Origin of the sequence: Kutzneria sp. NPDC051319, from assembly GCF_040682195.1 — a bacterium.
In the GTDB taxonomy this organism is placed as follows: Bacteria; Actinomycetota; Actinomycetes; order Mycobacteriales; family Pseudonocardiaceae; genus Kutzneria.
In genome coordinates this window covers 78313-103008 of record NZ_JBFBAM010000022.1, presented here as the reverse complement: position 1 = coordinate 103008, position 24696 = coordinate 78313, and the positions used below count along the sequence as shown (strand labels likewise).

The window sequence follows — 24696 nt, the reverse complement described above, 5'->3', positions numbered from 1 at the left end:
CTCAGTCGCGGCTCCATCGCTGGTTGCCGCCGCCGTTGCACGTCCACAGCTCGATCAGCGTGCCGTTGCCGGTGCCCGCCCCGGTGGCGTCGAGGCAGAGCGCGGACTGGGCTCCGGTGATCGTGCCGTCGTCGTTGACGGCCCACTTCTGGTTGGCGCCGCCGGTGCACGTGGCGATGTCGACCTTGGCGCCCGTGCCCTGACCGGCGGCGTCGAGGCAGGCGCTGCCGTACACCCGCAGCTCACCGGCGGCGGTCGCCGTCCACTGCTGGTTCGCGCCGCCGTTGCAGTCCCACAGCTCCACCTGGGTGCCGGGGGTCTGGCTGGCGCCGGGCACGTCCACGCAGCGTCCCGAGTCGGCCCCGACGATCGTCGCGGTCGCGCCGCCGGTGCCGCCGCCGCTGCCGGGAGTGATGGACAGGTTGTCGAACTGCGCCGTCTCCCCCTGGCTGGTGGCGTAGCCGGCCTGGCCCGCGCCCCACGTGGAGTCGTTGGCCGAGCCGACCGTCACGCCGTCGATGCTGGCCGTGATGGTGCTGCCGGCGAACGTGAGGGCCAGGCTGTGCCAGCGGTTGGTGCCCAGCGCCGCCACGGTGCCGTGGGCCAGCGTGGTGACGTTGGCCCCGGTGTTCGTACGCAGGACGGACCAGGCGCCGTTGTCGCTGACCCGCAGGTGGTAGGCGTTGATCCCGCCGGCGCCGGAGTAGTCCTGCGAACCGGCTCGGCCCATCAGTTCGGCGTACCCGGACTTCTCCAGCAGCACGTCCGACGAGACGGTGTAGTTGCTCCAGCCCGTGTTCCCGAGCAGGGCATGCGGATCCGAGAGCGCGTCCCAGGTGATCGGGGCCTGCGCGCTCATCTGCCGCACGCACTGCCCCGCCCGCCCGGCGCCGCAGCCCGCGACCTCGAAGGCGCCCTGCCAGTCCATCAGGTACTTTGCCTCGGCGCCGGTGGCGTAGCTGTCGAAGTTGTCGGCGTACGGCAGGCTCAAGCCGCCGGAGGCGGGACCGGCCGCGGTTCCCTTGCCCTGCCCGGTCGTGGTGCTGATGGTGTAGACCCTGCCGGGCTGCAAGGTGACGCTGTAGCTGCCGCCGGACGGCGTGATGTCGGACTCGTGCACGAAGTAGTCGGCCTGGTTGTTGGAGTTCAGGTTGGTGGACCACACATGCACCGCGCCGGTGGACAGCCCGCCGGTCACGGACAAGTTCACCGTCTGCGCGCTGCCCGCGTCGACTGTTTCGATGACCGTGCTGTAGTCGCTGTTGTTGGTGGACTTCAGCGTCACGTAGCTGCCGTTGTTGCGGTTGCCGCCGAGATAGCCGCTGGAGCTGTCGAGGTAGTGCCAGCCGGGCGCGGTGAACTGGGTGGTCTGCGCCTGCACCCAGGCGTTCTTGCCCACCGAGTAGTGCCCGGACCACGGCTGCGAAGCCAGCACCAGGCCCATGGTGGGCCAGGGCAGGTTCGGCGTGATCGCGGCGACGATCGGCCAGTTCAGGTACGCGGTCATCTTGCCGTCGATGTAGCCGCGGTTGATGCCGCGAGCCATCGCCTGCGACCCGGAGTTGTAGTCGTCCGAGCCGTTCTCGCTGGCCCACAACGTCTTTCCGGAGTTCGTGGCGGCGGCCGGCACGCCACAGTTGCTCTGCGCGGAGCGGTAGCCGCACGGGTAGTGCGTGCCGATGACGCTGATCGCCGACGCGAAGGCCGGGTTGGAGTTGATGTCGTTGGCGATCCCCCAGTCGGAGTCGGCGCCCACGATCTTCACCGCGGAGTAGCCGCTGGAGTTGAGGGTGGAGCGCAGGTTCTCGTACCAGCCGATGTTGTAGCCGCGCTCGTTCCAGCCGCCGAGGTAGTCGATGGACAGGTTGTGCTGCTTGGCGCAGCCCAGCCAGGACGACAGGTAGCCGATCATGTCTGTGGACCAGAAGTTGCCGTTGCCGATCCAGCCGGGCGCGCCCCAGGCCAGCCCGTACAGCTTGATGTCGGGATTGCGGGCCTTGGCCTGCTGGGCCAGCCAGAACTCGTAGCCGACGTCGCAGTTGACCGCGCCGCGGGTGTGCTCGATGCTCGGCTCCGCGCCGGAGGTCGAGTTGGTGTCGCCGCCGATCTCGATCTTGAGCATCTGCACCGCGGCGCCGTAGCCCGGCTTGAACAGGTAGTCCAGGATCTGGCTGCGCTGGGGTTCCGGGTAGTCGAACAACAGCCGCGAGTTGCCCCCGCCGCCGCTGATCGCGCCGACCCCGTCGAACGTGCGCCCGCCCGACGAGCCGTTGAGCGTGATCGAGGTCGCGGCCTGGGCCGGCGTGGCGGTGATACCCACCAGGCCACCCACGAGCAGGACGAGGATGCCGAGCAGCACCGGCCAGCGACTCTCCACAGTGGACCTCCCGTGCGCGCTCATCCGAAGGTCCAGTGCTGGTTGCTGCCGCCGCTGCACGTCCACAGCTGCACCAGCGCGCCGTCGGCTGTGCCGGCGCCGCTCACGTCGAGGCACAGACCGGACTGCACGCCGGTGACGGTGCCGTTGGAGTTGAGGTTCCACTGCTGGTTGGCCTGCCCGTTGCAGGACCAGATGATCACCTTGGTGCCGGCGCTGGTGCCCTTGCCGTTGGCGTCCAGGCAGTCCGCGCCGTTGTAGACCGACAGCTGGCCCGAGGAGCTCAGGGTGAAGTTCTGGTTGCTGCCGCCGGTGCAGGAGTGGATCTGCAACTGCGTGCCGGGCGTGGTGGACGAGTTGGGCACGTCCAGGCACTTGCCCGCGCCGACCGCGTGCAACGGCCCGGTGGTGCCGCCGCCTCCGCCGCCGGAGCCGCCCAGTGCCGTCGCGGTGGAGTTGTAGGCCGGTTTGGGCTGGTAGTTGTTGTCGTACATGGTCGGCGTGCCCCAGCCCGGGAAGGTGCCGGGGATCCAGGAGTCGGCGTCGCCGACACCCCACTGCGAGACGCCGGGGCAGCGGGTGACCGCGAGGCAGTCGTTGATGACGGTGGCGTAGTCGGTGGCCTGCTGCTGGAGGCTGCCCCCGGAGGCGGGCTGCTGGATGCGGTCGTCCAACTCGGTGACCGCGACGTCCAGGCCCAGCGCGGCGAACCGCTGCATGTTGGCCAGCATGGACGACGGCACCTGGCCGACGATGAAGTGCCCCTCCAGGCCGATGCCGCCGAGCGGCACGCCCTGGGCCAGCATCGACTGCGCGAGGCTGTAGAGGCCGTTGCTCTTGGCGTTCTCGCCCTCGATGTTGTAGTCGTTGATGTACAGCACGGCGCTCGGGTCAGCGGCGTGCGCGGTGCGGATCGCGTCGGCCAGGTAGCCCGAGCCCATCGCGTTGTAGAAGGCGTCGGCGCGCAGGCTGCCGTCCTCGTTGAACGGCTCGTTGATCACGTCCCAGGCGTAGATCTTGCCCTTGTAGTGGTTCACCTCCGTGGTGATGTGGGCCTCCATCGCGCCCTGCACCTGGTTGCGCGGCAGGCCGTTGACCCAGCCCGGCAGCTGGCTGTGCCAGACCAGGTTGTGGCCCCGCACCCGCATGGAGTGGGACTGGGCGAAGTTCACGATGGTGTCGCCGGGACCGAAGTTGTACGAGCCGTTGCCCGGCTCGGTGGTGTCCCACTTCATCTCGTTGCCGGGCGTGACCATGTCGAACTGCGCACCGGCCAGCGAGGTGATCGTCGAGTTGTTGACCATGTTGCCGGTCAGCTCGGTGCCGATGTACTTGCTCTTGGCCTCGGCCAGCGACCGCAGCGGCGAGGCGGCGTGGGCGAGCGGGGCCGCGACGAAGGTGAGGACCGTCGCGGCGACGACGGCCATCACCGCGGCCAGTCGTGGGTGTCGTGGTCGAAACGGGCGAACGCAGGGGGACATGACAGACCTCCGAGATCGTCTCGACGGACGCGGTGGTCGCGACGGAAAGCCCGCGCACGGTCGAGGAGGAACAGCGCATCGCGGGCGGGCCGGCACCCGATCCCCGGGAAGGCAGTGCGATGTACGTAACGCCCGGCCGCCACCGGCGTCAAGGTCGGCCGCGGTGACGCTGCCGGAATCGTCCGCGGCCGGTTGAAACTTTCACCCGCCGCCGGCGCGTCCCAGCAGGGCCACGCATGAGTACGAAACATGCCGTTGACCCCCGGTCGCCCCCGTCCGTAGCATCCGGCCGCGCCGGCGAACCGATTCGACCGGCCGTCTGTGCGGCTACAGGGAAGGAATCGGCCGGGGCCCGGCAGCCCGAGGTCGGTTCCGCCCCGACAGGTCACATCGTCAGCTCGCCCGATGAGTTCTACACATCGTCGTGCGGTACCCAGGAGGAGCCGATGAGAATAAAACCCTGGCCCGGTCGGTTGCTGGTGGCCGCGGGCGCGGCCCTCGCCCTGGCCGTCCCGCTGCTGACACCCACTGCCGGCCACGCGGCCCCGGCCGCGTCCCTGAGCGTGGACCTCGCCACCACGCGGGGGCCGTCCACCGGCGTGGGCGAGGGCTTCCTCTACGGCATCAGCTCGGACGGCACACAGCCGGTCGACCAGTACCTCAAGCCGTTGGGCATCACCGCCTTCCGCGGCGGCGGCTGGTTCTCCGGCGGCTGGATCAAGGACGGCTACCGGTACGGCTCGGCCACCCAGGCCGACCTCGACTCGATGATCGCCGAGGCCAAGCGGCTGACCCAGCCGCCGTACCACGCCCAGTACCAGGCACTGCTCACCGACATCTACGGCCTCAACGGCGGCCAGCCGTCGAACACCACCTACCCGTGCGACAACGGCAACTGCGCCAACTGGGTCAGCTTCATCGACGCCACGGTGGGCGCGTTGCAGGCGTCGGGGCTGAAGTTCGCCTACGACATCGACAACGAGCCGGACATCTCGGTGTTCTGGACCCGCGGCGTGAACAGCGCCCAGTACTTCCAGATGTGGGACACCGCCTACCGCGAGATCCGGCGGCTCGCGCCGGGGGCGCAGATCGTCGGCCCCTCGTTCGCGTTCACGCCGCAGGCCCGGTCCGCCCAGTGGCAGACCTGGCTGTCCCACGTGAAGGCGGCCGGCACGGTGCCGGACATGATCACCAATCACGACGAGGGCGACGTCGACGACCCGGTCACCGTCTCCCAGTCCCTCAACAACGCCCTGTCCGCGGCCGGTGTGGGCCCGGTTCCGTTGTCCGCCAACGAGTACCAGCCGGCCGACCGGCAGACCGCCGGCGTGACCGCGTGGTACCTGGCCCGCTTCGCGCAGTCCGGCTACACCAACGCCATGCGCGGCAACTGGGTCTGCTGCATCACCCCCAACCTCACCGGGGTCCTCACCCAGAGCGGCGGGACCTGGCAGCCGACCGGCAACTGGTGGGCGCTGCGCGACTACGCCGACATGACCGGCACCCTGGTCGCCACCTCGGGACAGGTCGGCTCCACGGCGATCTCGGCCTCGGAGGACGCCACCGCCAAGCGCGCGGTGGCGATCATCGGCGACTCCAACGGAACCACCGGCTCCTCGTCCGTCACCTTCAACGGTCTGTCGGCGGTCCCCTGGCTGGCCAACAACGGCTCCGTGAACGTCACCGTGCAACGGATCCCGGATCAGGCGCCGCTGTCCGCGCCGCAGGTCGTCTACAACCAGAACGTCAGCGCCGCCGGCGGTTCCATCACCGTGCCGGTCAACTTCCAGGCGTCGCACGACGCGTTCGCCGTCTACCTGACGCCGGCCTCCTCGGGCGGCGGCGGTGGCGGCTTCCCCAGCGGCAACCACCAGCTCGTGGTGGCCAACGACAACCTGTGCCTGGACGTGTCCGGCGCCGGCTCGAACGCGGGCGCGCTGATCGACCAGTGGACCTGCAACGGGCAGTCCAACCAGCAGTTCCAGTTCGTGTCGGCCAGCGGTGGCTACGGCGAACTCCGGGCGCAGAACTCCAGCCAGGACGTGACGGTCGCCGGCGGCTCCACCGCCCAGGGCACCCCCGACATCGTCCAGGGATCGCCGGGCGCGACCGCCGCCAACCTCTGGCAGCCACTCCAACAGTCCGACGGCTCCTACGAGTTCCGCAACCAGAACAGCGGCCTGTGCCTCGACGTGTACGGCGCCGGCAGCACCGTCGGCCAGCAGCTTGACCAGTGGCCGTGCAAGAACGCGCCCGGCACCAACCAGGACTTCATGCTCCGCTGACCGCCCGTTTCCCTGCACCGGAAGGCACCGAAGCCATGTCCAGCCGCACCACGACGGTGCTCGTGGCGGCCTGCGCCGCCCTCACTGGGGCCGTGTTAGTCACGGCCCCGGCGCACGCCGCCACCACCGTCACCATCTCCGTCTCCCCCACCGGCAACGACAGCAACCCCGGCACTGCCGACCAACCCGTCGCTACCCCGTCCAGAGCGCAGCAGCTGGCCCGCGCCCAGTCCGCGAGCAACGACGTGACCGTGCAACTCGCCGGCGGCACCTACCGTCTCACCTCTCCCCTGACGTTCACCGGCGCGGACTCCCCCGGCGCCGGGCACCAGGTCACCTGGCAGGCGGCGGCCGGCCAGACCCCGATCCTGTCCGGCGGACAGCAGGTCACGGGCTGGTCCGTACGGGACGCCGCGGCCAACATCTACGTCGCGTCCGTGCCCAAGGGCATCGACTCCCGGCAGCTGTTCGTGGACGGCTCGCTGGCCCCGCGCGCGGCGATCTCGCTGTCCCGCAACGATGTGCAGATCACCACGGCCGGCATGACCATCGTGAACTCCGGGCTCAACTACCTGGCCACGCTGCCCGAGCAGAACCGGATCGAGGTGGAGAGCCAGAACTCCTTCACCGACCGGTTCGCGCCGGTCGACCACATCAGCGGCAACGTGATCACCATGCAGCAGCCCGCGTGGAACAACAACAACTGGGGCTACGACACGCTGGCCAAGCCGTTCGGCGGCGGTCAGATGTTCCTGGAGAACTCGTACTCCTTCCTCAGCAGCGCCGGGCAGTGGTTCCTCGACCCGGCGGCCGGGCAGCTGTTCTACAAGGCGCCGGCCGGCAAGAACCCGGCACAGAGCGACATCGAGCTGCCACGCCTGACCTCCCTGCTCGACATCGGCGGCAGCTACAGCGCCCCGGCGCATGACATCGCCTTCACGGGCCTTCACTTCGAGCACACCACGTGGCTCACCCCCAGCACCTCCGTCGGCTACGCGGACCAGCAGAGCGGCACGTTCTTCCCGAGGGCCGAGCAGCAGCCGTCCGACTTCCTGAGCTCCTGCCAGTCGGGCTGCCAGCTGTTCGAGGGCGCACGCAACGACTGGGCCCAGGCCCCCGCCGCCGTGCAGGTCTCGGCGGCCAGCGGGATCACCTTCTCCGGCAACACCTTCACCAACCTCGGCGAGGTCGCGCTCGGCATCGGCAACGACGCCGACGCGCACACGTCCGGCGTCGGGCTCGGCGCCTCGTCGATCACCGTCGACCACAACACGTTCACCGAGGACTCCGGCGCGGGCATCGTCGTCGGCGGCGTGCGGCCCGACGCCCACCACCCGTCCAACCCGGCCATGGTGGACAAGGACATCACGCTGACGAACAACACGGTCACCGGCGTGGCCAAGGACTACAAGGACATGGCCGGCATCCTGTCCACCTACGTCACGCACGCCGTCGTCACCCACAACGAGGTGTCCAACCTCGCCTATGACGGCATCGACATCGGCTGGGGCTGGGGCGCCAACGACGCCGGCGGCAGCCAGGACTACCGCAACCGCGGCCTGTACAACTACCAGCCCGTCTACACGACCGCGACGACGCTGCGGGACACCGTCGTCAGCTACAACCGCGTGCACGGCACCAAGCGGATCTTCCACGACGGCGGCAGCCTCTACAACCTGTCCGCCAACCCGGGCAGCTCCTTCGACCACAACTACGTCTACGACAACCAGCACTCCGTCGGGCTCTATCTGGACGAGGGCTCGCGGTACGTGAACCTGTCGAACAACGTGGTGCAGGACTCCGGCGTGTGGGCGTTCACCAACGCCAACGGCAACAACAACACCAACGACAACACGTTCTCGACCAACTGGTACAACGGCGGCTCGACCAACGTGGCCACCGGGCCGCCGCACAACAACGTGCTGAGCGGGAACGTCCAGGTGAGCGGGACCAACTGGCCGTCGGGCGCGCAGCAGGTGATCTCCGCCGCCGGGGTCGGCGGCAGCGGCGGCGGCGGATCGACGACGGGTGCGGTGCGCAACACCGGAGCCAACCGCTGCCTCGACGTCAACAACAACAGCACCACCGCCGGCACCCAGCTCCAGATCTGGGACTGCAACAGCGGGACCAACCAGACCTGGACCCACACGGCCGCCGGGGCACTGACCGTCTACAGCGGCGACAGCATGCGCTGCATCGACGCCAACGGGCAGGGCACCACGCCCGGCACCAAGGTCATCATCTGGAACTGCAACGGCCAGGTGAACCAGCAGTGGACCATCAACTCCGACGGCACCATCAAGGGTGTCCAATCAGGACTGTGCCTCGACCTGACCAACTCCGGCACCGCCAACGGCACCCTGGTCCAACTGTCGACCTGCAACGGCCAAGCCACCCAGAAGTGGTCCACCAGCTGACGGGAGCGGACAATGTGGTCTCGTATCGCGATAGCGCTCGCCCTGCTGGCGGCCGCAGTGACGTGGTCGGCGCCGGCATCGGCGGCCGCCACCGGCCCCTGTGACATCTACGCCGCCGGCGGCACGCCGTGCGTGGCCGCGCACAGCACAGTGCGCGCGCTGTACGGCTCGTACAACGGCAGCCTCTACCAGGTCCGGCGTTCGTCGGACAACACCACCAGGAACATCGGGGTCCTGACGCCGGGCGGCGTCGCGGACGCCGCCGCACAGGATTCGTTCTGCGCCGGCACCTCCTGCGTCATCACCGTGCTCTACGACCAGTCCAGTCACGGCAATGACATGTGGTACCAGGGATCGAGCGCCGTTCCCGGCTCGAACCAGAGCAGCCCCACGAACGCGACGGCCGAGTCGCTGACGGTCGGCGGGGACAAGGCCTACGCGCTGCACACGAACCCCGGCAACAGCTACTGGCGGGACGGCCATCTCACGGGAATTCCCACCGGCGCCGCGCCCGAAGGCATGTACATGATCACCAGTGGCACCCATGTCAACGGCGGCTGCTGCTTCGACTACGGCAACAGCGAAACCACCAGGAAGGCCGACGCGGCGGGCGCGATGGACGCCATCAACTTCAGCACCTCGTGCTGGTTCGGCGGCTGCACCGGAAGCGGCCCGTGGGTCCAGGCCGACCTCGAATGGGGGCTTTACCCCGGCGGAAGCCAACAGTGGAACCCCAACCAGCGCGCCTTCACCAACAAGTACGTCACGGCGATGCTGAAGAACAACGGCACCTCCCGCTTCGCGCTCAAGGGCGCCAACGCGCAGGCCGGCAGCCTGACGACCCTCTGGGACGGCTCGCTGCCGCCCGGCTACAGCCCGATGAAGAAGCAGGGCGCCATCGTGCTGGGCAGTGGCGGCGACTGCTGCAAGCCCGGCGGCGGGGCGAACCTGAGCGCGGGCACCTTCTACGAGGGCGCGATGGTGGCCGGCTACCCGTCCGACGCGACGGAGAACGCGGTGCAGGCCAACATCGTCGCGGCCGGGTTGGGCGGCGGAGCCAGCACCGGTTCGACCGGCCCGATGCACGCGGTCGGCGCCGGCAAGTGCCTTGACGTCAACAACAACAGCACCACCGCCGGCACTCAGCTCCAGATCTGGGACTGCAACGGCGGCACCAACCAGGCGTGGACCCGGACCGCGAGCGGACAGCTGACCGTCTACAGCGGCAGCAGCACGATGTGCATGACCGCTGCGAACACCACTGCCGGCACGCCGGTCGCGATTCAACCCTGCGGCAGCGCGACGAACCAGCAGTGGCACTTCAACGACGACGGCACGGCCACCGGCGTCCAGTCCGGGCTGTGCCTGGACGTGAGCGGCGCCTCGACCGCCAACGGCGCCAAGGTCCAGCTCTGGACGTGCAACCACGGCAGCAACCAACAGTGGACCCTCGGCTGAAAGGTGCCACCATGTCCTTGTCCTCCCGCCGGATCAGCCGGCGCACGCTGCTGAGCGTCGCCGGGTTCACCGGCATCGCCGCGGCCGGCGGCCTGGTGCGCCCCGGCATCGTCTGGGCCACCGCCGGACCCACCAGCTACAGCCCGACCTGGGCGTCCGTCGACCAGCACCCGCCCGCGCCGGAGTGGTACCAGGACGCCAAGTTCGGCATCTACTACCACTGGGGCGTGTTCAGCGTCCCCGCGTTCGGCAACGAGTGGTACCCGCGCAACATGTACAACAACGGGTCGGCCGAGAACAACCACCACAAGGCCGTCTACGGCGACCCGTCGGTGTGGCCGTACCAGAACTTCATCCTGGGCGCGTCGGACAAGGCCGGCAACCGGGTGCAGTTCGCGCCGAAGCTGGCCTCGGCGGGCGGCAACTTCGACCCCGACTCGTGGGCAAAGCTGTTCGCGGCCGCCGGCGCGAAGTTCGCCGGGCCGGTCGCCGAGCACCACGACGGCTACTCGATGTGGAACAGCGGCGTGAACGAGTGGAACTCCGTCAAGACCGGTCCCAAGCTCGACCTGCTGCGGCTGCACGCCGACGCGATCCGCGGCCAGGGGTTGAAGCTGGTGGCGGCCCTGCACCACGCCTACCACTTCAACGGCTACTACCAGTACGTGCCGTACCAGTCGACCGAGTCGCTGCGCCGGCTGTTCGGCCAGAACGGCTCGGCCGCCGAGAACCAGCTGTGGTACGACAAGCTCCAGGAGGTCATCGACGGCTACCAGCCCGACCTCGTCTACCAGGACTTCGACCTGGGCCTGGTGGACGAGTCGAGGCGGCTGGCCTTCCTCGCCCACTACTACAACCAGGCGGTGGCCTGGAACCGGGACGTGGTCGCCACCTACAAGGACGGCCTGGACAACAAGGGCGAGGTCTACGACTTCGAACGCGGCGGCCCGACCAGCCTGCAGTTCCCGTACTGGCAGACCGACGACAGCATCTCCCCCACCAGCTGGTGCTACACCGTCGGCCTGAGCTACTACTCGGCGAAGTCGCTGCTGCACTCGCTGGTCGACCGGGTCTGCAAGAACGGCAACCTCCAGCTCAACATCGCCCCGATGGCCGACGGCACCATTCCCGACCAGCAGCGCACGATCCTGCTCAGCATCGGGAACCACCTCAAGCGCTTCGGCGAGTCGATCTACGCCACCCGGGCCTGGACCGTCTACGGCGAAGGCCCGACGCAGATGGGCGGCGGCGGCCCGAAGGAGGGCACGAGCCGGGACATCCGGTTCACCCGCAGCAAGGACAACACCGTCCTGTACGCCACGGTGCTGGGTTGGCAGGGCAGCACCCTGACCATCACCAGCCTTGGCTCCAACCAGGTCAGCCTGGCCAACCTGAAATCCGCACAGCTGCTCGGCCCCACCGCCGGCACGTACGTCGACCTGCCGACCCGCACCCAGGACGGCGGCGGGCTGCACCTCACCATGCCCTCGTCCAATCCCCCGTTCGACGCGTTGGCCTACGTGGTCAAGCTGACCTTCACCGGCCAGATCCCCACGCCCGGCTCGGGCCCGCTGCCCACCGGCTGGGCGCGGATCGCCAACGGCACCACCGGTCTGGTGCTCGACGGCGGTGGCAGCGTCGCCGCCGGCTCCCGGGTCAAGCAGTGGAACTGGGACGGCAGCAACAACCTCCAGTGGCAGCTGGTCGACGCCGGCGGCGGCTACTACCGCATCGTCAACCGCACCGACGGCCTGGTCATCGACAGCGGCGGCAACACGGCCAACGGCGCCACCCCCGTCCAGTCGTCGTGGAACGGCGGCAACAACCAGCAGTGGCGGCTCAACAGCATGGGCAACGGTCTCTACCAGATCATCAACCGGGGCACCGGCACCGCCCTGGACGGCGCGGGCGACCGCACCGTCGGCGACCCCGTCGTTCTGTGGGCTCCGAACAACAGCACCAACAACCAGTGGACCATCACCGCCGTCTGACCAGGGAGACACATGGGAAGCAAGCTGCTCCTACGGGCCGGCCTGGCCGCCGCGCTCGTGCTCGGCGCACTGTTCGCGACCAACACCACCACACCCGCCCCGGCCCAGGCTGCCACCAGCCTGGCCTGTGACATCTACGCGGCCGGCGGCACGCCCTGCGTCGCGGCCCACAGCACCACCCGGGCGTTGTTCGCGGCCTACAACGGCCCGCTGTACCAGATCCAGCGCAACTCCGACAAGAAGACCCTCGACATCGGCGTGCTGGCGGCCGGCGGCGTCGCCGACTCCGCGCCGCAAGTCACCTTCTGCGCCAGCACCTCCTGCACCATCACGAAGATCTACGACCAGAGCACCAACCACAACGACCTGCCCATCTCCTGGGGCGGCTTCTGGCACGGCCCCGGCCCCAACGGCTCGGACATCGGGGCCAACGCGATGGCGCTGCCGGTCACCGTGGGCGGCCATCCGGCGTACGGCATCAAGAACACGCCCGGCACCGGGTACCGGATCGACGTCGCCAAGAACGCGCCGACCGGCTCCCACCCCGAGGGCGTCTACATGGTGACGTCGTCGAACTACGTCAACGGCCAGTGCTGCTTCGACTACGGCAGCGGCGAGACCTCGCACAACGACACCGGCAACGCCACCATGAACGCCATCGAGTGGGGCACCGCGTGCTGGTTCGGCAGCTGCGTCGGCAGCGGCCCGTGGGTCGAGGCCGACCTGGAGAACGGCATGTACCACACCGGAACCGGCTCCAACAAGGACCCGAACAATCCCGGCGTGCACTTCCCGTTCGTCAGCGCGTGGGAGAAGAACAACGGCACCAGCAACTTCACCCTCAAGTACGGCAACGCCACCAGTGGCGGACTGACCACGCCGTACTCGGGCGCGCTGCCCAAGGGCTACTCGCCGATGAAGACCGAGGCCTCGATCCTGCTCGGCACCGGCGGCGACAACAGCAACGGCGGCGTCGGCGAGTTCTTCGAAGGCGCTGTGGTCTCGGGCTTTCCCTCTGACGCCACGGAAAACGCGGTGCAGGCCGACATCGCCGCCGCCGGCTACGCCAGCGGCAGTGGCGGGGCCACCGGCGCGTTGCGCAACACCGCGTCGAGCCGCTGCCTCGACGTCAACAACAACACCACGACGCCGGGAACGCAGGTCCAGATCTGGGACTGCAACAGCGGCGCCAACCAGACCTGGACGCGTACGCCCGCCGGTGAACTGTCCGTCTACTCCGGCGACACGATGCGCTGCCTTGACGCCAACGCCCAGGGCACCAGCCCCGGCACCAAGGCGATCATCTGGAACTGCAACGGCCAGAACAACCAACAGTGGACGGTCAACGCCGACGGCACCGTCAAGGGCGTCCAATCCGGGCTCTGCCTCGACGTGACCAACTCCGGCACCGGCAACGGCGCGCTGGTCCAACTGTCCACCTGCAACGGTCAGCCGAGCCAGAAGTGGGCTCTCGGCTGATCCCCTGACCGGTCGCCCCGGGAGCTCCGGGCGGTCCTCCCCCGGCGACCGAAACCGGGCACGGCACGCGAAGCGTGCCGTGCCCGGTCCTTTGTGTGCGGGGCGGTCAGCGGGTGGCGTTGGTCCGGGACACCAGGCCCAGCCGCCACGGCAGGTGGTTGTGAGTGGCGTCGGACTTCGGCCCGATCAGCTGCTCAGTGTCCACTGCTGGTTGGAACCGCCGTTGCACGTCCACAGCTGGACGAGCGCGCCGCTGGCCGTGGAGCGCCCGGAGACGTCGAGGCACAGTCCCGACTGGACGCCGGTGATGGTGCCGTTGGCGTTGACCTGCCACTGCTGGTTGGCCTGCCCGTTGCACGACCAGAGCACGACCTTCGTTCCGGTCGCGGTTCCGTTGCCGTAGGCGTCCAGGCACGTCGAGCCGCCGGACTGGATCGCGAGCCCGTTACGCGTCCAGCTCTGGCTGGCCGCGCCCGAGCAGTCCTGGATCTGCACCTGGGTGCCGGCCGAGGTCGAGCCGTCCAAGCACTTGCTCGCGCCCACCGCGCGCAGTTGGCCGGCCGTCTGGCCGCCACCGCCGCCGCTGTCCAGCCCGAGGAAGTGGATCGCGTAGGCCGCCATCCCGTTCTGGGGCAGGGCATGTCCGACGCCGGCGATGCTGTACGCCTCGACGTCGACGGTCCCGCTGCCGTCCGCATAGCGGGTGCGGGTCCACCCCGACTGCGGGGTGTCGGTGGCGGTCGGCGTCTGACTCAGGCCGAAGACGTTGGTCCACTGCTTGATCTCTTCACCGAAGTTGTGGTAGTTGAGCGTGGTGTCCGCGGTGCCGTGCCACAACTGCATCCGCGGCCGCGGCCCGCTGTAGCCCGGGTACGCCCCACGCACCAGGTCACCCCACTGCTGCGGGGTCTTGGTCAACTGGCCCTGAGCGCACTGGGAGTTCCACTGAGAGCCGTCGGTCGTGGCGAAACAGCCGAAGGGCACGCCCATGAAAGCGGCGCCGGCCTTGAACACGTTCGGGTAGTCGCCGAGCATGACGTCGGTCATCATCGCGCCGGAGGACTCGCCGGTCACGTAGACCCGGCCGGCGTCGGCGCCGTTGTGCTGCTCGACGTACTGGATCATGGACACCAGGCCGGCCGGGTCGTTGTTCCCGTTGTGGGTCAACGAACTCGGCGAGGACACGTCCCAGCAGTCGTAGCTGCGGGTCACCGACGGGTAGATGACGATGAAGCCGTACTGGTCGGCGAGGGACGCGAACTGGGTGCTCGAGTAGAGGTACGGGCCCGACCCCTGACAGCCGTGCAGCGCGAGCAGGATCGCCGGGTGCGCCTGGACGTTGTTGGGCACGTACTCGTACATCTGGAGGTTGGACGGGTTGTTGCCGAAGTTGGTGACCTGGGTCAGCGTCGCCGCCGACGCCTGAGGCGCGATCACCGTCATGGCGACGCACACGGCCATCGCGGTCGCCGCCGTGAGCAGGGATTTCAGTCTCATGCCAAGTCGCTCCCTCGCGACGCGCTCAACCGAGCCGCCACTGCTGGTTGGGTTGCCCGTTGCAGGTCCACAGTTGGACCAGTGCGCCGTTGGTGGTGGCGCCGGCGCTGACATCCAGACACAGCCCGGACTGGACGCCGGTCACGCTGCCATCGGCGTTGAGGCGCCACTGCTGGTTGGCCTGGCCGTTACAGGCCCAGGTGATCACCCTGGTGCCCGGACTCGTGCCCTGCCCGTAGGCGTCCAGGCACAGCTGCGAGCCACTGGTCACACTGAGCCGGTTGGCGTCGGTGTGGGTCCAGACCTGGCTCGCCCCACCGGTGCAGTCCTGGATCTGCGCCTGGCCGCCCGAGGATCCGGCGTTCAGGCACTTGCCGGCGCCCACGGCGTGCAGGGGTCCCGTGTTGGCCGGGGGCGGCGTCGTGCCCCCGCCCGGCACGTACGGGCACTTGGGCCGGTAGGCCGAGATGGTGCCGGGGTCAGGCAACGTCGGGCAGAGGAACTGGGTGTAGCGGGTGTCGTTGTCCACGAAGGTCTTGAGCCACGGGATCAGGACCTTCATCTCGATGTTGTTGGGGTGCGTGTAGTAGACGTGGTCGGCCCCGGCGATCTGCGCGAAGTCGCTCGGCGTGCCGGCCGGCATGGTGGCGTAGAGGCTGTCGACGTAGGACGGCGTCACCACGGTGTCGTTCTGCCCGCCGAGCACCATGGTGGGCACGGTGTCGGTCGACATGTTCTGCGACGGGGAGAACGGCGCGAGCGCGACGGCGGCCTTGAGCGACGGGCGGTGCTCGGTGGCGTAGACGACCCCGCCGCCGCCCATGGAGTGGCCGAGCACCGACAGCCGGTTCGGGTCCACGCGGTCACGCACCGGGCTCTTGGTCGTCAGGTAGTCCAGCGCGGCCAGCAGCTGCGTGCCTCGTGCGGTGTCGTAGTCGGTGCGACTGTTGGTCTCGACGCCGATCACCACGAACCCGAAGGACGCGAGCCAGGGGCCCATCCAGGCTTCCTCGTTGGCGAACAGCGCGGTGTAGCCGGGCACGATGGCGAGCGCGCCCCAGGTGCCCAGGCTGGTGTCGGTCGGGTAGTAGATCATCCCGCCGTTGAAGCCGTTGCCCGGCGCCACGCTGACCGCCGCGGTCGCGAACGGGCCGTGGCTGGACTCGACCATGCCGATGGTCGGGTCCGGCCCCCGCTGGTACGGATTGTCGGCGGCGACGTGCGGAACCGGCGCCGCCACGGCCGGCAGGGTCGGGGCGATCAGCGCGACCACCGCCGCGAGTGCCGCCGCGGCGAGCCTGGCCAATCGCGTCCAACCGGGATCCCGTGCCGATGAGCGATGTCGTCGCATGCCCAGCCTCCTTGTCACCGTGGGAAACCACCCGCCGATCGGCGGGGCGCGGAATGTGTCGGGCACATCGTTGCCGCTGTGGTCCGACACATGCTCTGCGTTGTATCCCATCGGTTTCACGCCGGTCCAGGCCGCCGGGTGAATGTTTCACGCGCGGTGCGAGTCACCCTCGACGACGCCGTGCGGCCGTCACCGCCGATCGTGAAACTTACATCTGCCCTAACCGTCGACGCGCTCGTCGAAAGGTGTTCGATAGCTGGCGGTGTTGGCGCGCAACGTGAGCGCGAGGGACAGGCGAACACGGGTGGAGGCCGGCAGCTCGACGGTCAGCCATGGGCCGTCGACGATCATCGACTCCTCGGTGACCTGTGGCCGGCCGTGCCCATAGTCGTAGAGGCCGCCGATCCACGCCTCGTCCCGGCACACGGTGTGGCGCACCCGGCGAATGGTGTGCTCGGCGAACGCGCCGGCCTGGACGATCACCTTGTGCCGCTGCTGCGCATCGAGATTGACCAGCTCGACGACGGTCGCCTCGGGCTCGATGCCGGAGACCAGCGCCGCGACCGCGGGCGGCAGTCCGGGGCGCCGCGCATCGGCGTCGTAGTAACGCAATCGGGCCTGGGGAAGGCCGCCGTTGTAGATCACCTGTGGTGCGCCCCACGTCAGCTGCACCAGCGCCTCGGTGACCACGGGATTGGACTGCTGCCACAGGTGGATGTCCGCCTCCGGCACGTCCCGGTCCTTGTACAGCGCCATCCGCGCCAGCCGGTGGCGCACCTGCGCCTGCGCGGCGGCCAGGATCCGTTCCGGGTAGTCGGGATTGTCGCCGCCGACGTAGGCCAGCCAGGGTTCTTCGTGTCCCGCCTCCTCCTTGCCCCGGAACGAGCGCACCGCACACCAGTCGTGGCCGCTGGCCGCACGCAGCCGCAACAGCCGCCAACGGTCGGCGTCGCTCGCGCTGTGGTGCCACAGCGCGGCGGGCACGGCCATCAGCATCGGGTTGTGGTCGAACCAGCCCCGGTCGTCGTGGCGGAAGGGCACGTGCAGCGTTGGCGTGCTGACCTCGTCGCCCAGCTGGACAGTCCACCTGGAACGCAGGCTGGAGTCCGACTCGGTGAACGCGATCGTCTTGCCGTTGGCGATGATCACGTCCAACGCCGGCCGCACGAGGTCCAGGTGGGTCTCGTCACCGGTCGCGGCGACAGCGGCGACAGCGGCGACGAGCGCGGCCTGCCCGACGCTGTACCAGCCGTGCGGCCAGGACCAGCCGTAGTGACCGCCGTACCAGCGGCCCTCCAGCAGACCGCCGACCGTGCCGTCCGGCGCGACGTTGTCGGGCAGCACACCGCCGTTGGCCGCGGCGCGCTCCCGCCAGGCGCCGACATACTCCGCGATCCACTCGCGGTACTTCCGTTCCCCCGACAGGAGCAGGGCGTTGTGCACGAGCCCGGTCGCGGCCAGGTTGACCGCGGTGTCGCCGACGCCCAGCCGCTCGGACATCTCGCGGCCCAGCCTCGGATCCTGGTCGCGCGGCGGCTCGTCGGCGCCCGGCGGCAGCAGCCAGGTGAGCGGAAAGCCGTACGTCGTCGCCTCCTGCGGCAGCCACGGATACGAGGCTCCGTCGAACAGGCCGCCCCGTTCGGCGTCGGATCCGTTGTGCGGGCGGGTGATGATGCGGTGTTTCGGATCGTAGTTGCCGTGGGCCGGGTCGACGTACAGGTCGGCGAAGCGCACCGCGCGCCCTCGCCACCGGTCGGGCGCGGCCATGCACAGGAAGTAGAGCAGCAGCAGGCTTTCACCCTGGTGGAACCAGTCGTATCCGCGTTCGTACTCGTCCTTGAGCATGCCGAGCTCGGTGAGCTGCCGGGTCACGCCGTGCCAGTGGCGTTCGGACTCGGCCAGCAGGTCGTCGGCTCCGCCGAGCAGGTAGAGCTGCGGCCAGTTGAAGAAGGACTCGTAGAAGTCGTCCACGCCGTCCCGGGAGGTGAGCCGGTCCCGGTAGGCCAGGCGGCCGTCCGGCCCGGTGAAGTCGCGGGCGAACTGTCGCCACGCCTGGTCGAGCAGATCGAACAGGCCCCGCTGGGCGACCGCCCAGCCGGGCGGTTCGAGCAGCGGCACGGAAGCGGTGATCACGGGATGCATGAGGTCAGTCCTTCGTCGCGCCGGCGAGCAGGCCCGCCACCAGGAAACGTTGGGAGAACAGGAAGACCAGCAGCACCGGGGTGATCGCCAGCAGGGTGGCCAGCGCCACCTCGGGCCGCTGCACCGCGAGCTCGCCGGCCGTCGGGTTGAACTGCGGCACGTTGTCCAACAGCGTGCCCAGGCCGACCTGGACCGGGACCTGGTCGCTGCCGGGCAGCAGCACGTACGGCAGGAAGTAGTTAGTCCAGTTCGCCACGAAGCTGAAGAAGCCGACCAGCGCCACCACCGGGGCGGCCAGCGGCAGGGCGATGTGCCGGAAGGCCGCGAACGCCGAGCAGCCGTCGAGTTCGGCCGCGTCCAGCAACTCCCGGGGCAACGCGGCGCCGAAGTAGATGTAGGCCAGGTACACCCCGAAGGGATAGAACGAGTACGGCAGGATGATCGACCACATCGAGCCGATCAGGTGCACCGCGTTGACTTCGAGGAACAGCGGCACGACCAGGGTCGCGTTGGGCATCAGCATGACCACCAGCGTGGCGACCAGCAGCGTGCGCCGGCCGCGGAACTCGGTCACCGCCAGGGCGTAGCCGGCCGGGATGGCCACGCACAGGGTGATCGCCAGCGCCAGGAACGCGTACACGGCGGAGTTGCGCAGCCACACCAGGATCGCGCCGCTCTGGTAGCCGGTCAGCGCGTCCCAGTTGGCCCGCAGCGCCTGCCACGACCCGAACGACAACGGGTTGCCGTGCACGAGCTGGTCGTCGGTCTTCGTGGCCGCCAGCACCAGCCAGATCACCGGCAGCACGAAGAAGACCGCGAACAGCAGGAGCACCAGCGCCGCGAGTGGGTTCGGAATCGCCCGTCGGTTCTCAGTCCGCATCGAAGAACCCCGACCGCACCACGAAGACGGCGGCGACCACCAGCCCGACGACCAGCAGCTCGACCGAGATCGCCGCCGCGGTGTTGACATCGTCGTTCTGGAAGGCGAAGTCGTAGGACAGCTGGTTGGGCGAGTAGTCCCGGCCGGCCACGCCGACGCTGGCCTGTGAGAGCAGCTGGGGCTCGACGAACAGCTGCGTGCCGCCGGCGAACGCGAGGATGACCATGTACACGATCCACTTGCGCAGCAACGGGATCTGGATGCGTCGCGCGGTCTGCCAGGCGCCCGCCCCGTCGATCCGCGCCGCCTCCAGCACCTCGGGGGAGATGGTGTTCAGCGCCCCGTACATCACCACGATCCAGCCGCCGGCGCCCGTCCAGAAGGCGATCATGGCGAACAGCACCGGCAGGTTGCCCGGCGCGATCACCTGGCCGAACGTCTGATACCCGACGGCTCTCAACAGAAAGCCGACCGGGCTGACCGCCGGGTCCAGCACGAACAGCCAGACCAGCACGCTGGCCGCCCCCGCGAGCGCGCCGGGCAGGTAGTACAGCAGGCGCAGCGCCCGGCCGACGCCGCGCGCGCCGAGCCGGTGCAGCAGCAGGGCCAGGCCGACCACGAACACGACGAGGGCGGCCAGCCAGCACACCAGGTACAGGGCGACGTGGCCGATCGACGGCAGGAAGCGGAAGTCGGCCGCGGCGACGGCGAAGTTGGACAGGCCCGCGAACGCGCCGCCGGAGTCGGTGAAGGCGTAGTAGATCGCGTAGACCGTGGGCACGACCCCGAACGCCGCCAGCAGAATCACGTAGCCGGCGACGAAACCCGGCGCGGACCGGCTCCGGCGCGGCCGCGATGCGGCAGTGGTCACCGGGTCACCTGGTAGCCGTCGGAGTGGGCGTAGTCGGCGATCGCCTGCTGCCACGCGGGCAGCATCGACACGAGGGACTTGCCGGCGGTCAGTCCGGGGGTGACGGTGGCGGCCCAGATCGCCTCCTGGCTGAACTGGCCGTAGCCCCAGTCCGGCCACACCTGGCCGGCCGCGGCCTGCAACGGCGCGGTGATGTCGTTCGCGTAGTAGCCGGCGGCGGTCTGGGCGGCCAGCCAGGTCTTCGCCGCCGGGGCGTAGGCCGGGTAGCCGACGGCGACCTTGCCCTGGTAGTCGTCCGAGGTGGTGACCCAGGTCAGGAAGTCGGTGGCCGCCTTGAGATGCGCCGAGTGCGCCGACAGCAGCCAGGTGCCGCCGCCGACGTTGCCGACGGCCGGGCTCGGGTCGTCCGACCACTGCGGCGTCGGCGCGACCGCGATCCGGCCCTTCGGCGTCTTGAACGTGCCCTGGAACAGGGAGCCACCGTACCAGGACGGGCCGGGCATCATGAGGATCTTGTCGGCCTCGTTCTTGTCGAAGTCCGAGGAGAAGACGCTGCCGGGCGACATGCTCCTGGCCGCGATCAGGCTGTCCAGCAACGAGGCCATGCGCGTGCAGGCGGGGCTGGTGGTGTTCACCGTGACCGCCTTCGGCCCGGTGATGTGGTTGGCGCCGCACTTGCTCGCCCACAGGTAGATCTCCGGCGTGAAGGTGTCGCCGGCCGCGCCGACCAGATAGCCCGGGTGCTCGGCGGCGACCTTCTTGCCCAGTGCCTCGTACTGTTCCCACGTGGTGGGGACCTGGTAACCCCACTGGGCCATCAGCGTGGCGTCGTACCACAGCACGGTCTGCGCCAGGTCGTTGCGCAGGCAGTAGACCGTGCCGTCCACAGTGCACGGTTGGTTCGCGTTGCGGGCCCAGCCGTCCAGGAGGGACTGCGGCAGCAGGCCCTTGTTCAGCGGGGCGGCGAACTTGGCCGTGACCGCCCAGGTCGCCTCGTTGTTCTGGGAGCTGAACACCACGTCGGGCCAGCCGTTGCCGGTGCGGTTGAACAGGCTCACCTTGGTCTGCAGGTAGTTCGACCCGTTGGCGTCGCCGTCGTAGGTGACGATGTCCATCTTCACGGCGGGATGCTGCTTCTGGTACAGCTGGGCGGCGGGCAGCCGGGTCGAGTCCACCCACACGGTCAGCGGGCCGTCGGACTGCGGCGCCTGTGTGAAGCCGTCCCTGGCCCCTGCGGTCGAGTCGGCGGCGCCACCACACGCGGTGGCGGCCAGTGTCAGTGCGGCGCCGGCGGCTAACAGGGCGACTGTCCGGATCCTTCGGATCATGGCTGCTCCACGGCGGTGTGGCGCCCGACCGGACGGGCGGGGCGGCGGGTGAGCCCGGCTGAAGAAGCCCCAGATTAGGCTCCTCATCACGGCCCGCGTCAAGAGCATGAGCCCACCTATTCACGGCAAGCGCCAAGGTTCACCCTGGTGAAGGCCGTTCGGCTCAGCCGCATAGGCCCAAAATAAGTCGTACACATATGGCGGCTAGTCGTGGTGGAGTACGCTCATCACGGTGGTCTGGACCGGCCATGCGGTGCCCTCTTGCCCACGACCACGGAGGTACGCGGTGGACGCACTGCCCGGGGAGCCGGTAGCCGTCGGAAAGGCCGGGACCGACCGTGCGGTGACCGCCTACCGTCCCGGCTACGAGCTCGTGGCCGAGCAGATCCTGCAGCTGATCGCCGACCTCCGGCTGCGGCCGGGCGACCGGATGCCGACCGAGAACGAGCTCGCGGCCCGGCTGGGCACCAGCCGCACCGTGGTCCGCGAGGCCGTCAAGATCCTCTCCGCGATCGGCCGGGTGCGGGCGCAGAAGGGCCGCGGCCTCTACGTCGCCGACGACGAGGGCATGCTCGGCACCGCCCGCTGGGGCGGCTTCTTCCTGCCGACCGACCTCGACCACGTCTACATGCTCTTCGAGTTCCGGCGGATCCAGGAGATGGAGGCCAGCCGACTGGCCGCCACCCGGGCCACCCCGACCGAGCTGCGGGCCCTCGAGGCCGCGGTGGAGACCTGTCGCCACGGCCATCTCACCGGGCAGGCGGCGGTGTTCGAGCAGGGCGACGACGAGTTCCACGTCGGGATCGCCACCGCGTCGCACAACCCGCTGCTGGTCATCGCCGTCCGCGAGGCGCGCCGGCTCCAGCACCAGTCCAGCGTGATCGGGCTCAACGGCACCGTCGGCGGGCACGCCGAGGACGCCGTCGCCGAGCACGCCGCCATCTACCAGGCGATCAGGGACGGCGCGCCGGAGGCCGCCGCGCAGGCGGCCGCGCTGCACATCGACAACACGCTTGAGGACTACCGCCGCGAGATCCAACGCCGCGTGTTCGGCTAGCCGGCCGCGCGCACGGCCCGCGGGGACGCGCCCAGTTCCTTGCGGCAGACCTTGTTGAACGCCTGGAGGTCCGGGATGCCGACGGTGGCCGCGATCGCCGGGATGGCCAGCGTGGAGGCCACGAGCAGGTGATGGGCCCGCTCCATCCGGCGCCGCCGAATGTGGCCCACCACGGTGCGTCCGGTGCCGTCGCGGAACAGCCGGGTGAGGTGGCTGTGCGAGACGCCGGCGACGGCGGCGATCGCCGGGACGCTCAACGGCGCGGCCAGATTCTCCTCGATGTGGGCCAGCGCGGCGCGCAGGGCCGGGTGGCCGGGGCCGCGTTCGGCGCCCGGCAGCCCGGTGGCGCGCCACAGCGCGGTCCACAGCTCGGCGGAGGCCCGGGCCGGCGACCGGTCGTTCGCGGCGATCGTGTGCCGCAACAGCCCGCGCAGCACGGTCATCTCGGCGCCCGCGCTCTGCATCACCGGCAGTCGATGGCGGTCGTCGTTGCCGGGCAACCGGAAATGGGCGTACAGGTGCTCGCAGCGCGGCCCGTCGTAGTCGAAATGCACCTCGGTGTCCGGCGGGACGAGGCTGACGTGCCCGGGACGGATCGGGTGCGAGTCGCCGTCGAACGCCAGCGTGCCCGAGTAGTTGTACACGTGCAGCTGCCAGAGCTCGGGAAGCCGGAACACCTCGTGTGCGGCAACGAACCCGTGCACCCCGACGCCCGCGTTGACCACCTGCGGCGGCCGGTCGAGCGCCAGCTCCACGAACGGGGCCATGGCGAAAAGCTACCAGTAGTCGCGGATTCCGGCCCACGACGCCGGCGCCGCGGCTTCCTAGGGTTGCGGCATGCCAACCACCCGACAGCTGCTGGACTCCGGCCAGGTGGCGCGGTTCGTGACGCACGGTTTCCTCCGTCTGGACGGGGTCGTGCCACCGGAGATGAACGCGGAGGCGCTCGGCGTGTTCGCCGCCGGGCTGCCGGCCGTGCCGTACGGCACTCCCCTGTCCGCGGCGTTCCCCGTCGGCAGCTTCGCCCGCCGGCTGGTCGAGCTGCCGGCGATCGCCGGCGCCCTGGACAGCCTGGTGGGGCCCGAACCCACCGTGGACCACCACTTCGTGCACACCCGGCAGCCGCGTGAGGGCAGCGCTCAGGCGTTGCACGCCGATGCCCTGATCGACCTGCGATTCGATGCTTTCGACGTGCAGGTCATGTACTTCCCGCAGGACGTCACCGAGGACATGGGCGGCACGCTGCTCGTGCCCGGCAGCCATCTGCGCCGCACCAACGAGTCCGACACCGGCCGCTACCAGAACCTGCTCGGCCAGGTCCGGCTCGTCTGCCCGGCCGGCACGGTCCTGGTGCTGCACCACGGGATCTGGCACGGCGGACGGCGCAACGACAGCGACACCGTCCGCCACATGTACAAGATCCGCCTCAATCCGACCGTGCCGCAGGTTCGGCTCTGGGACACCGCCGACCTGGCCGACCCGGCGGTCCACGAGGAACTGCGCAGGCGGTTCCCCTGGTACGAGGAGGCGTCCGGCCGGCTGGAGATCCACAACCGGATCCGGGTGTGGCGGGCGCTGACCGCCGACCCGGAGTTCGACGTCGACCACTGGGCCACCCGCATCAGCAACCGACCCACGCACAGGAGCCACCCATGAGGCAGCAGGTTCTCGTCCTTTACCTGAACAACTCCAGCCTCGACTCGCCGGTCGTCGGCTGGGCCCGCTACGACGGCACCGGCCGGACCCGTCCCACCACCGGGGACGGCGACGAACCGCCGTACCGGACGGGCGTGGCCGCCCTCGCGGACGGGTGGCGGCTGTTCCAGGCGGCCCAGCTCATACCCCCGTTTCCCGGCGCGGAGCATGAGACCTCCTTCCTGAAGCACGAGTTCTTCTTCGACAAACTCGACGGTCCGTAAGGGTCGCGACACCGTCGAGCCGGCCGGCCGGGGCAACCGTTCTGCCGCAATGGGGTCGTGGGTGTCCGACGGGAGTGACGGAGCGACGCTCACCGCCCCGACCGGCATGCCGCCGTCGCAGGGCACGCAGTACGAGGTCCGGGTCGTCGATCCTGTCGACACA

General features: G+C 69.6%; 17 protein-coding genes. 8 read left to right on the top strand and 9 right to left on the bottom strand.

Annotated elements, in window-relative coordinates:
* Position 1: 1 nt before the first annotated feature.
* Positions 2 to 2377: a ricin-type beta-trefoil lectin domain protein gene (locus AB0M73_RS23195; protein WP_363893724.1), complete on the bottom strand. Its 2376-nt coding sequence runs from the start codon at positions 2375 to 2377 to the stop codon at positions 2 to 4.
* A 20-nt stretch (positions 2378 to 2397) separates the two neighbouring features.
* Positions 2398 to 3804: an endo-1,4-beta-xylanase gene (locus AB0M73_RS23190; protein WP_363893763.1), complete on the bottom strand. Its 1407-nt coding sequence runs from the start codon at positions 3802 to 3804 to the stop codon at positions 2398 to 2400.
* 500 nt (positions 3805 to 4304) lie between these two features.
* Here AB0M73_RS23190 and AB0M73_RS23185 point away from each other — a divergent pair, with 500 nt between their 5' ends.
* The 5 genes from AB0M73_RS23185 to AB0M73_RS23165 are packed head-to-tail and all read left to right on the top strand — an operon-like array spanning position 4305 to position 13488.
* Positions 4305 to 6143 carry an RICIN domain-containing protein gene (locus AB0M73_RS23185; protein ID WP_363893721.1) on the top strand — a complete coding sequence of 613 codons (1839 nt, stop codon included), beginning with the start codon at positions 4305 to 4307 and terminating at the stop codon, positions 6141 to 6143.
* Between the two features lie 35 nt (positions 6144 to 6178).
* On the top strand, positions 6179 to 8560 hold the full coding sequence (locus AB0M73_RS23180; RefSeq protein WP_363893718.1) for a ricin-type beta-trefoil lectin domain protein: 2382 nt from the start codon (positions 6179 to 6181) through the stop codon (positions 8558 to 8560).
* A 12-nt stretch (positions 8561 to 8572) separates the two neighbouring features.
* Positions 8573 to 10018: an arabinofuranosidase catalytic domain-containing protein gene (locus AB0M73_RS23175; RefSeq protein ID WP_363893715.1), complete on the top strand. Its 1446-nt coding sequence runs from the start codon at positions 8573 to 8575 to the stop codon at positions 10016 to 10018.
* Between the two features lie 11 nt (positions 10019 to 10029).
* On the top strand, positions 10030 to 12009 hold the full coding sequence (locus tag AB0M73_RS23170; RefSeq protein WP_363893712.1) for an alpha-L-fucosidase: 1980 nt from the start codon (positions 10030 to 10032) through the stop codon (positions 12007 to 12009).
* A gap of 12 nt (positions 12010 to 12021) precedes the next feature.
* Positions 12022 to 13488 (top strand): arabinofuranosidase catalytic domain-containing protein, encoded by a 1467-nt coding sequence (locus AB0M73_RS23165; RefSeq protein WP_363893709.1) that lies wholly within the window; start codon positions 12022 to 12024, stop codon positions 13486 to 13488.
* A 186-nt stretch (positions 13489 to 13674) separates the two neighbouring features.
* Here AB0M73_RS23165 and AB0M73_RS23160 read toward each other — a convergent pair whose 3' ends face one another.
* The 6 genes from AB0M73_RS23160 to AB0M73_RS23135 form a co-directional block, all read right to left on the bottom strand.
* The gene (locus AB0M73_RS23160; protein WP_363893706.1) at positions 13675 to 14985 is read right to left on the bottom strand and encodes a PHB depolymerase family esterase; all 1311 of its coding nucleotides are present in this window, start codon (positions 14983 to 14985) and stop codon (positions 13675 to 13677) included.
* Between the two features lie 25 nt (positions 14986 to 15010).
* Positions 15011 to 16336, bottom strand: coding sequence for a ricin-type beta-trefoil lectin domain protein (locus AB0M73_RS23155; protein WP_363893703.1), 1326 nt, complete (start codon positions 16334 to 16336; stop codon positions 15011 to 15013).
* A gap of 219 nt (positions 16337 to 16555) precedes the next feature.
* Positions 16556 to 18478: a hypothetical protein gene (locus tag AB0M73_RS23150; RefSeq protein ID WP_363893700.1), complete on the bottom strand. Its 1923-nt coding sequence runs from the start codon at positions 18476 to 18478 to the stop codon at positions 16556 to 16558.
* Positions 18479 to 18482: 4 nt separating this feature from the next.
* On the bottom strand, positions 18483 to 19358 hold the full coding sequence (locus tag AB0M73_RS23145) for a carbohydrate ABC transporter permease (protein ID WP_363893697.1): 876 nt from the start codon (positions 19356 to 19358) through the stop codon (positions 18483 to 18485).
* Positions 19348 to 20229 carry a sugar ABC transporter permease gene (locus AB0M73_RS23140; protein WP_043714876.1) on the bottom strand — a complete coding sequence of 294 codons (882 nt, stop codon included), beginning with the start codon at positions 20227 to 20229 and terminating at the stop codon, positions 19348 to 19350. Before AB0M73_RS23140 ends, AB0M73_RS23145 begins: the two co-directional genes overlap by 11 nt.
* Entirely contained in the window at positions 20226 to 21557 is a 1332-nt protein-coding gene (locus AB0M73_RS23135) for an extracellular solute-binding protein (RefSeq protein WP_363893693.1), read from the bottom strand. Before AB0M73_RS23135 ends, AB0M73_RS23140 begins: the two co-directional genes overlap by 4 nt.
* Positions 21558 to 21843: 286 nt before the next feature.
* Between AB0M73_RS23135 and AB0M73_RS23130 the strand changes: the two genes are divergently transcribed.
* Positions 21844 to 22614 (top strand): FadR/GntR family transcriptional regulator, encoded by a 771-nt coding sequence (locus AB0M73_RS23130; protein WP_363893690.1) that lies wholly within the window; start codon positions 21844 to 21846, stop codon positions 22612 to 22614.
* Here AB0M73_RS23130 and AB0M73_RS23125 read toward each other — a convergent pair.
* Complete coding sequence (locus tag AB0M73_RS23125; RefSeq protein WP_363893686.1) at positions 22611 to 23381, bottom strand: AraC family transcriptional regulator; 771 nt, start codon at positions 23379 to 23381, stop codon at positions 22611 to 22613. The two genes, AB0M73_RS23130 and AB0M73_RS23125, sit on opposite strands and share 4 nt — an antisense overlap.
* A 70-nt stretch (positions 23382 to 23451) precedes the next feature.
* Here AB0M73_RS23125 and AB0M73_RS23120 point away from each other — a divergent pair, with 70 nt between their 5' ends.
* The gene (locus AB0M73_RS23120; protein ID WP_363893683.1) at positions 23452 to 24270 is read left to right on the top strand and encodes a phytanoyl-CoA dioxygenase family protein; all 819 of its coding nucleotides are present in this window, start codon (positions 23452 to 23454) and stop codon (positions 24268 to 24270) included.
* Complete coding sequence (locus AB0M73_RS23115; protein ID WP_043714881.1) at positions 24267 to 24533, top strand: hypothetical protein; 267 nt, start codon at positions 24267 to 24269, stop codon at positions 24531 to 24533. The genes AB0M73_RS23120 and AB0M73_RS23115 overlap by 4 nt, the downstream gene beginning before the upstream one ends.
* The last annotated feature ends 163 nt before the right edge of the window (positions 24534 to 24696 follow it).

Bases quoted from the DNA above. Each gene is read 5' to 3' on its own strand.
- AB0M73_RS23155 (WP_363893703.1), bottom strand. From the start codon at position 16,336: ATGCGACGACATCGCTCATCGGCACGGGATCCCGGTTGGACGCGATTG.
- AB0M73_RS23150 (WP_363893700.1), bottom strand. From the start codon at position 18,478: ATGCATCCCGTGATCACCGCTTCCGTGCCGCTGCTCGAACCGCCCGGC.
- AB0M73_RS23175 (WP_363893715.1), top strand. From the start codon at position 8,573: ATGTGGTCTCGTATCGCGATAGCGCTCGCCCTGCTGGCGGCCGCAGTG.
- AB0M73_RS23185 (WP_363893721.1), top strand. From the start codon at position 4,305: ATGAGAATAAAACCCTGGCCCGGTCGGTTGCTGGTGGCCGCGGGCGCG.
- AB0M73_RS23125 (WP_363893686.1), bottom strand. From the start codon at position 23,381: ATGGCCCCGTTCGTGGAGCTGGCGCTCGACCGGCCGCCGCAGGTGGTC.
- AB0M73_RS23145 (WP_363893697.1), bottom strand. From the start codon at position 19,358: ATGCGGACTGAGAACCGACGGGCGATTCCGAACCCACTCGCGGCGCTG.
- AB0M73_RS23170 (WP_363893712.1), top strand. From the start codon at position 10,030: ATGTCCTTGTCCTCCCGCCGGATCAGCCGGCGCACGCTGCTGAGCGTC.
- AB0M73_RS23160 (WP_363893706.1), bottom strand. From the start codon at position 14,985: ATGAGACTGAAATCCCTGCTCACGGCGGCGACCGCGATGGCCGTGTGC.
- AB0M73_RS23135 (WP_363893693.1), bottom strand. From the start codon at position 21,557: ATGATCCGAAGGATCCGGACAGTCGCCCTGTTAGCCGCCGGCGCCGCA.
- AB0M73_RS23180 (WP_363893718.1), top strand. From the start codon at position 6,179: ATGTCCAGCCGCACCACGACGGTGCTCGTGGCGGCCTGCGCCGCCCTC.
- AB0M73_RS23165 (WP_363893709.1), top strand. From the start codon at position 12,022: ATGGGAAGCAAGCTGCTCCTACGGGCCGGCCTGGCCGCCGCGCTCGTG.
- AB0M73_RS23115 (WP_043714881.1), top strand. From the start codon at position 24,267: ATGAGGCAGCAGGTTCTCGTCCTTTACCTGAACAACTCCAGCCTCGAC.
- AB0M73_RS23120 (WP_363893683.1), top strand. From the start codon at position 23,452: ATGCCAACCACCCGACAGCTGCTGGACTCCGGCCAGGTGGCGCGGTTC.
- AB0M73_RS23190 (WP_363893763.1), bottom strand. From the start codon at position 3,804: ATGGCCGTCGTCGCCGCGACGGTCCTCACCTTCGTCGCGGCCCCGCTC.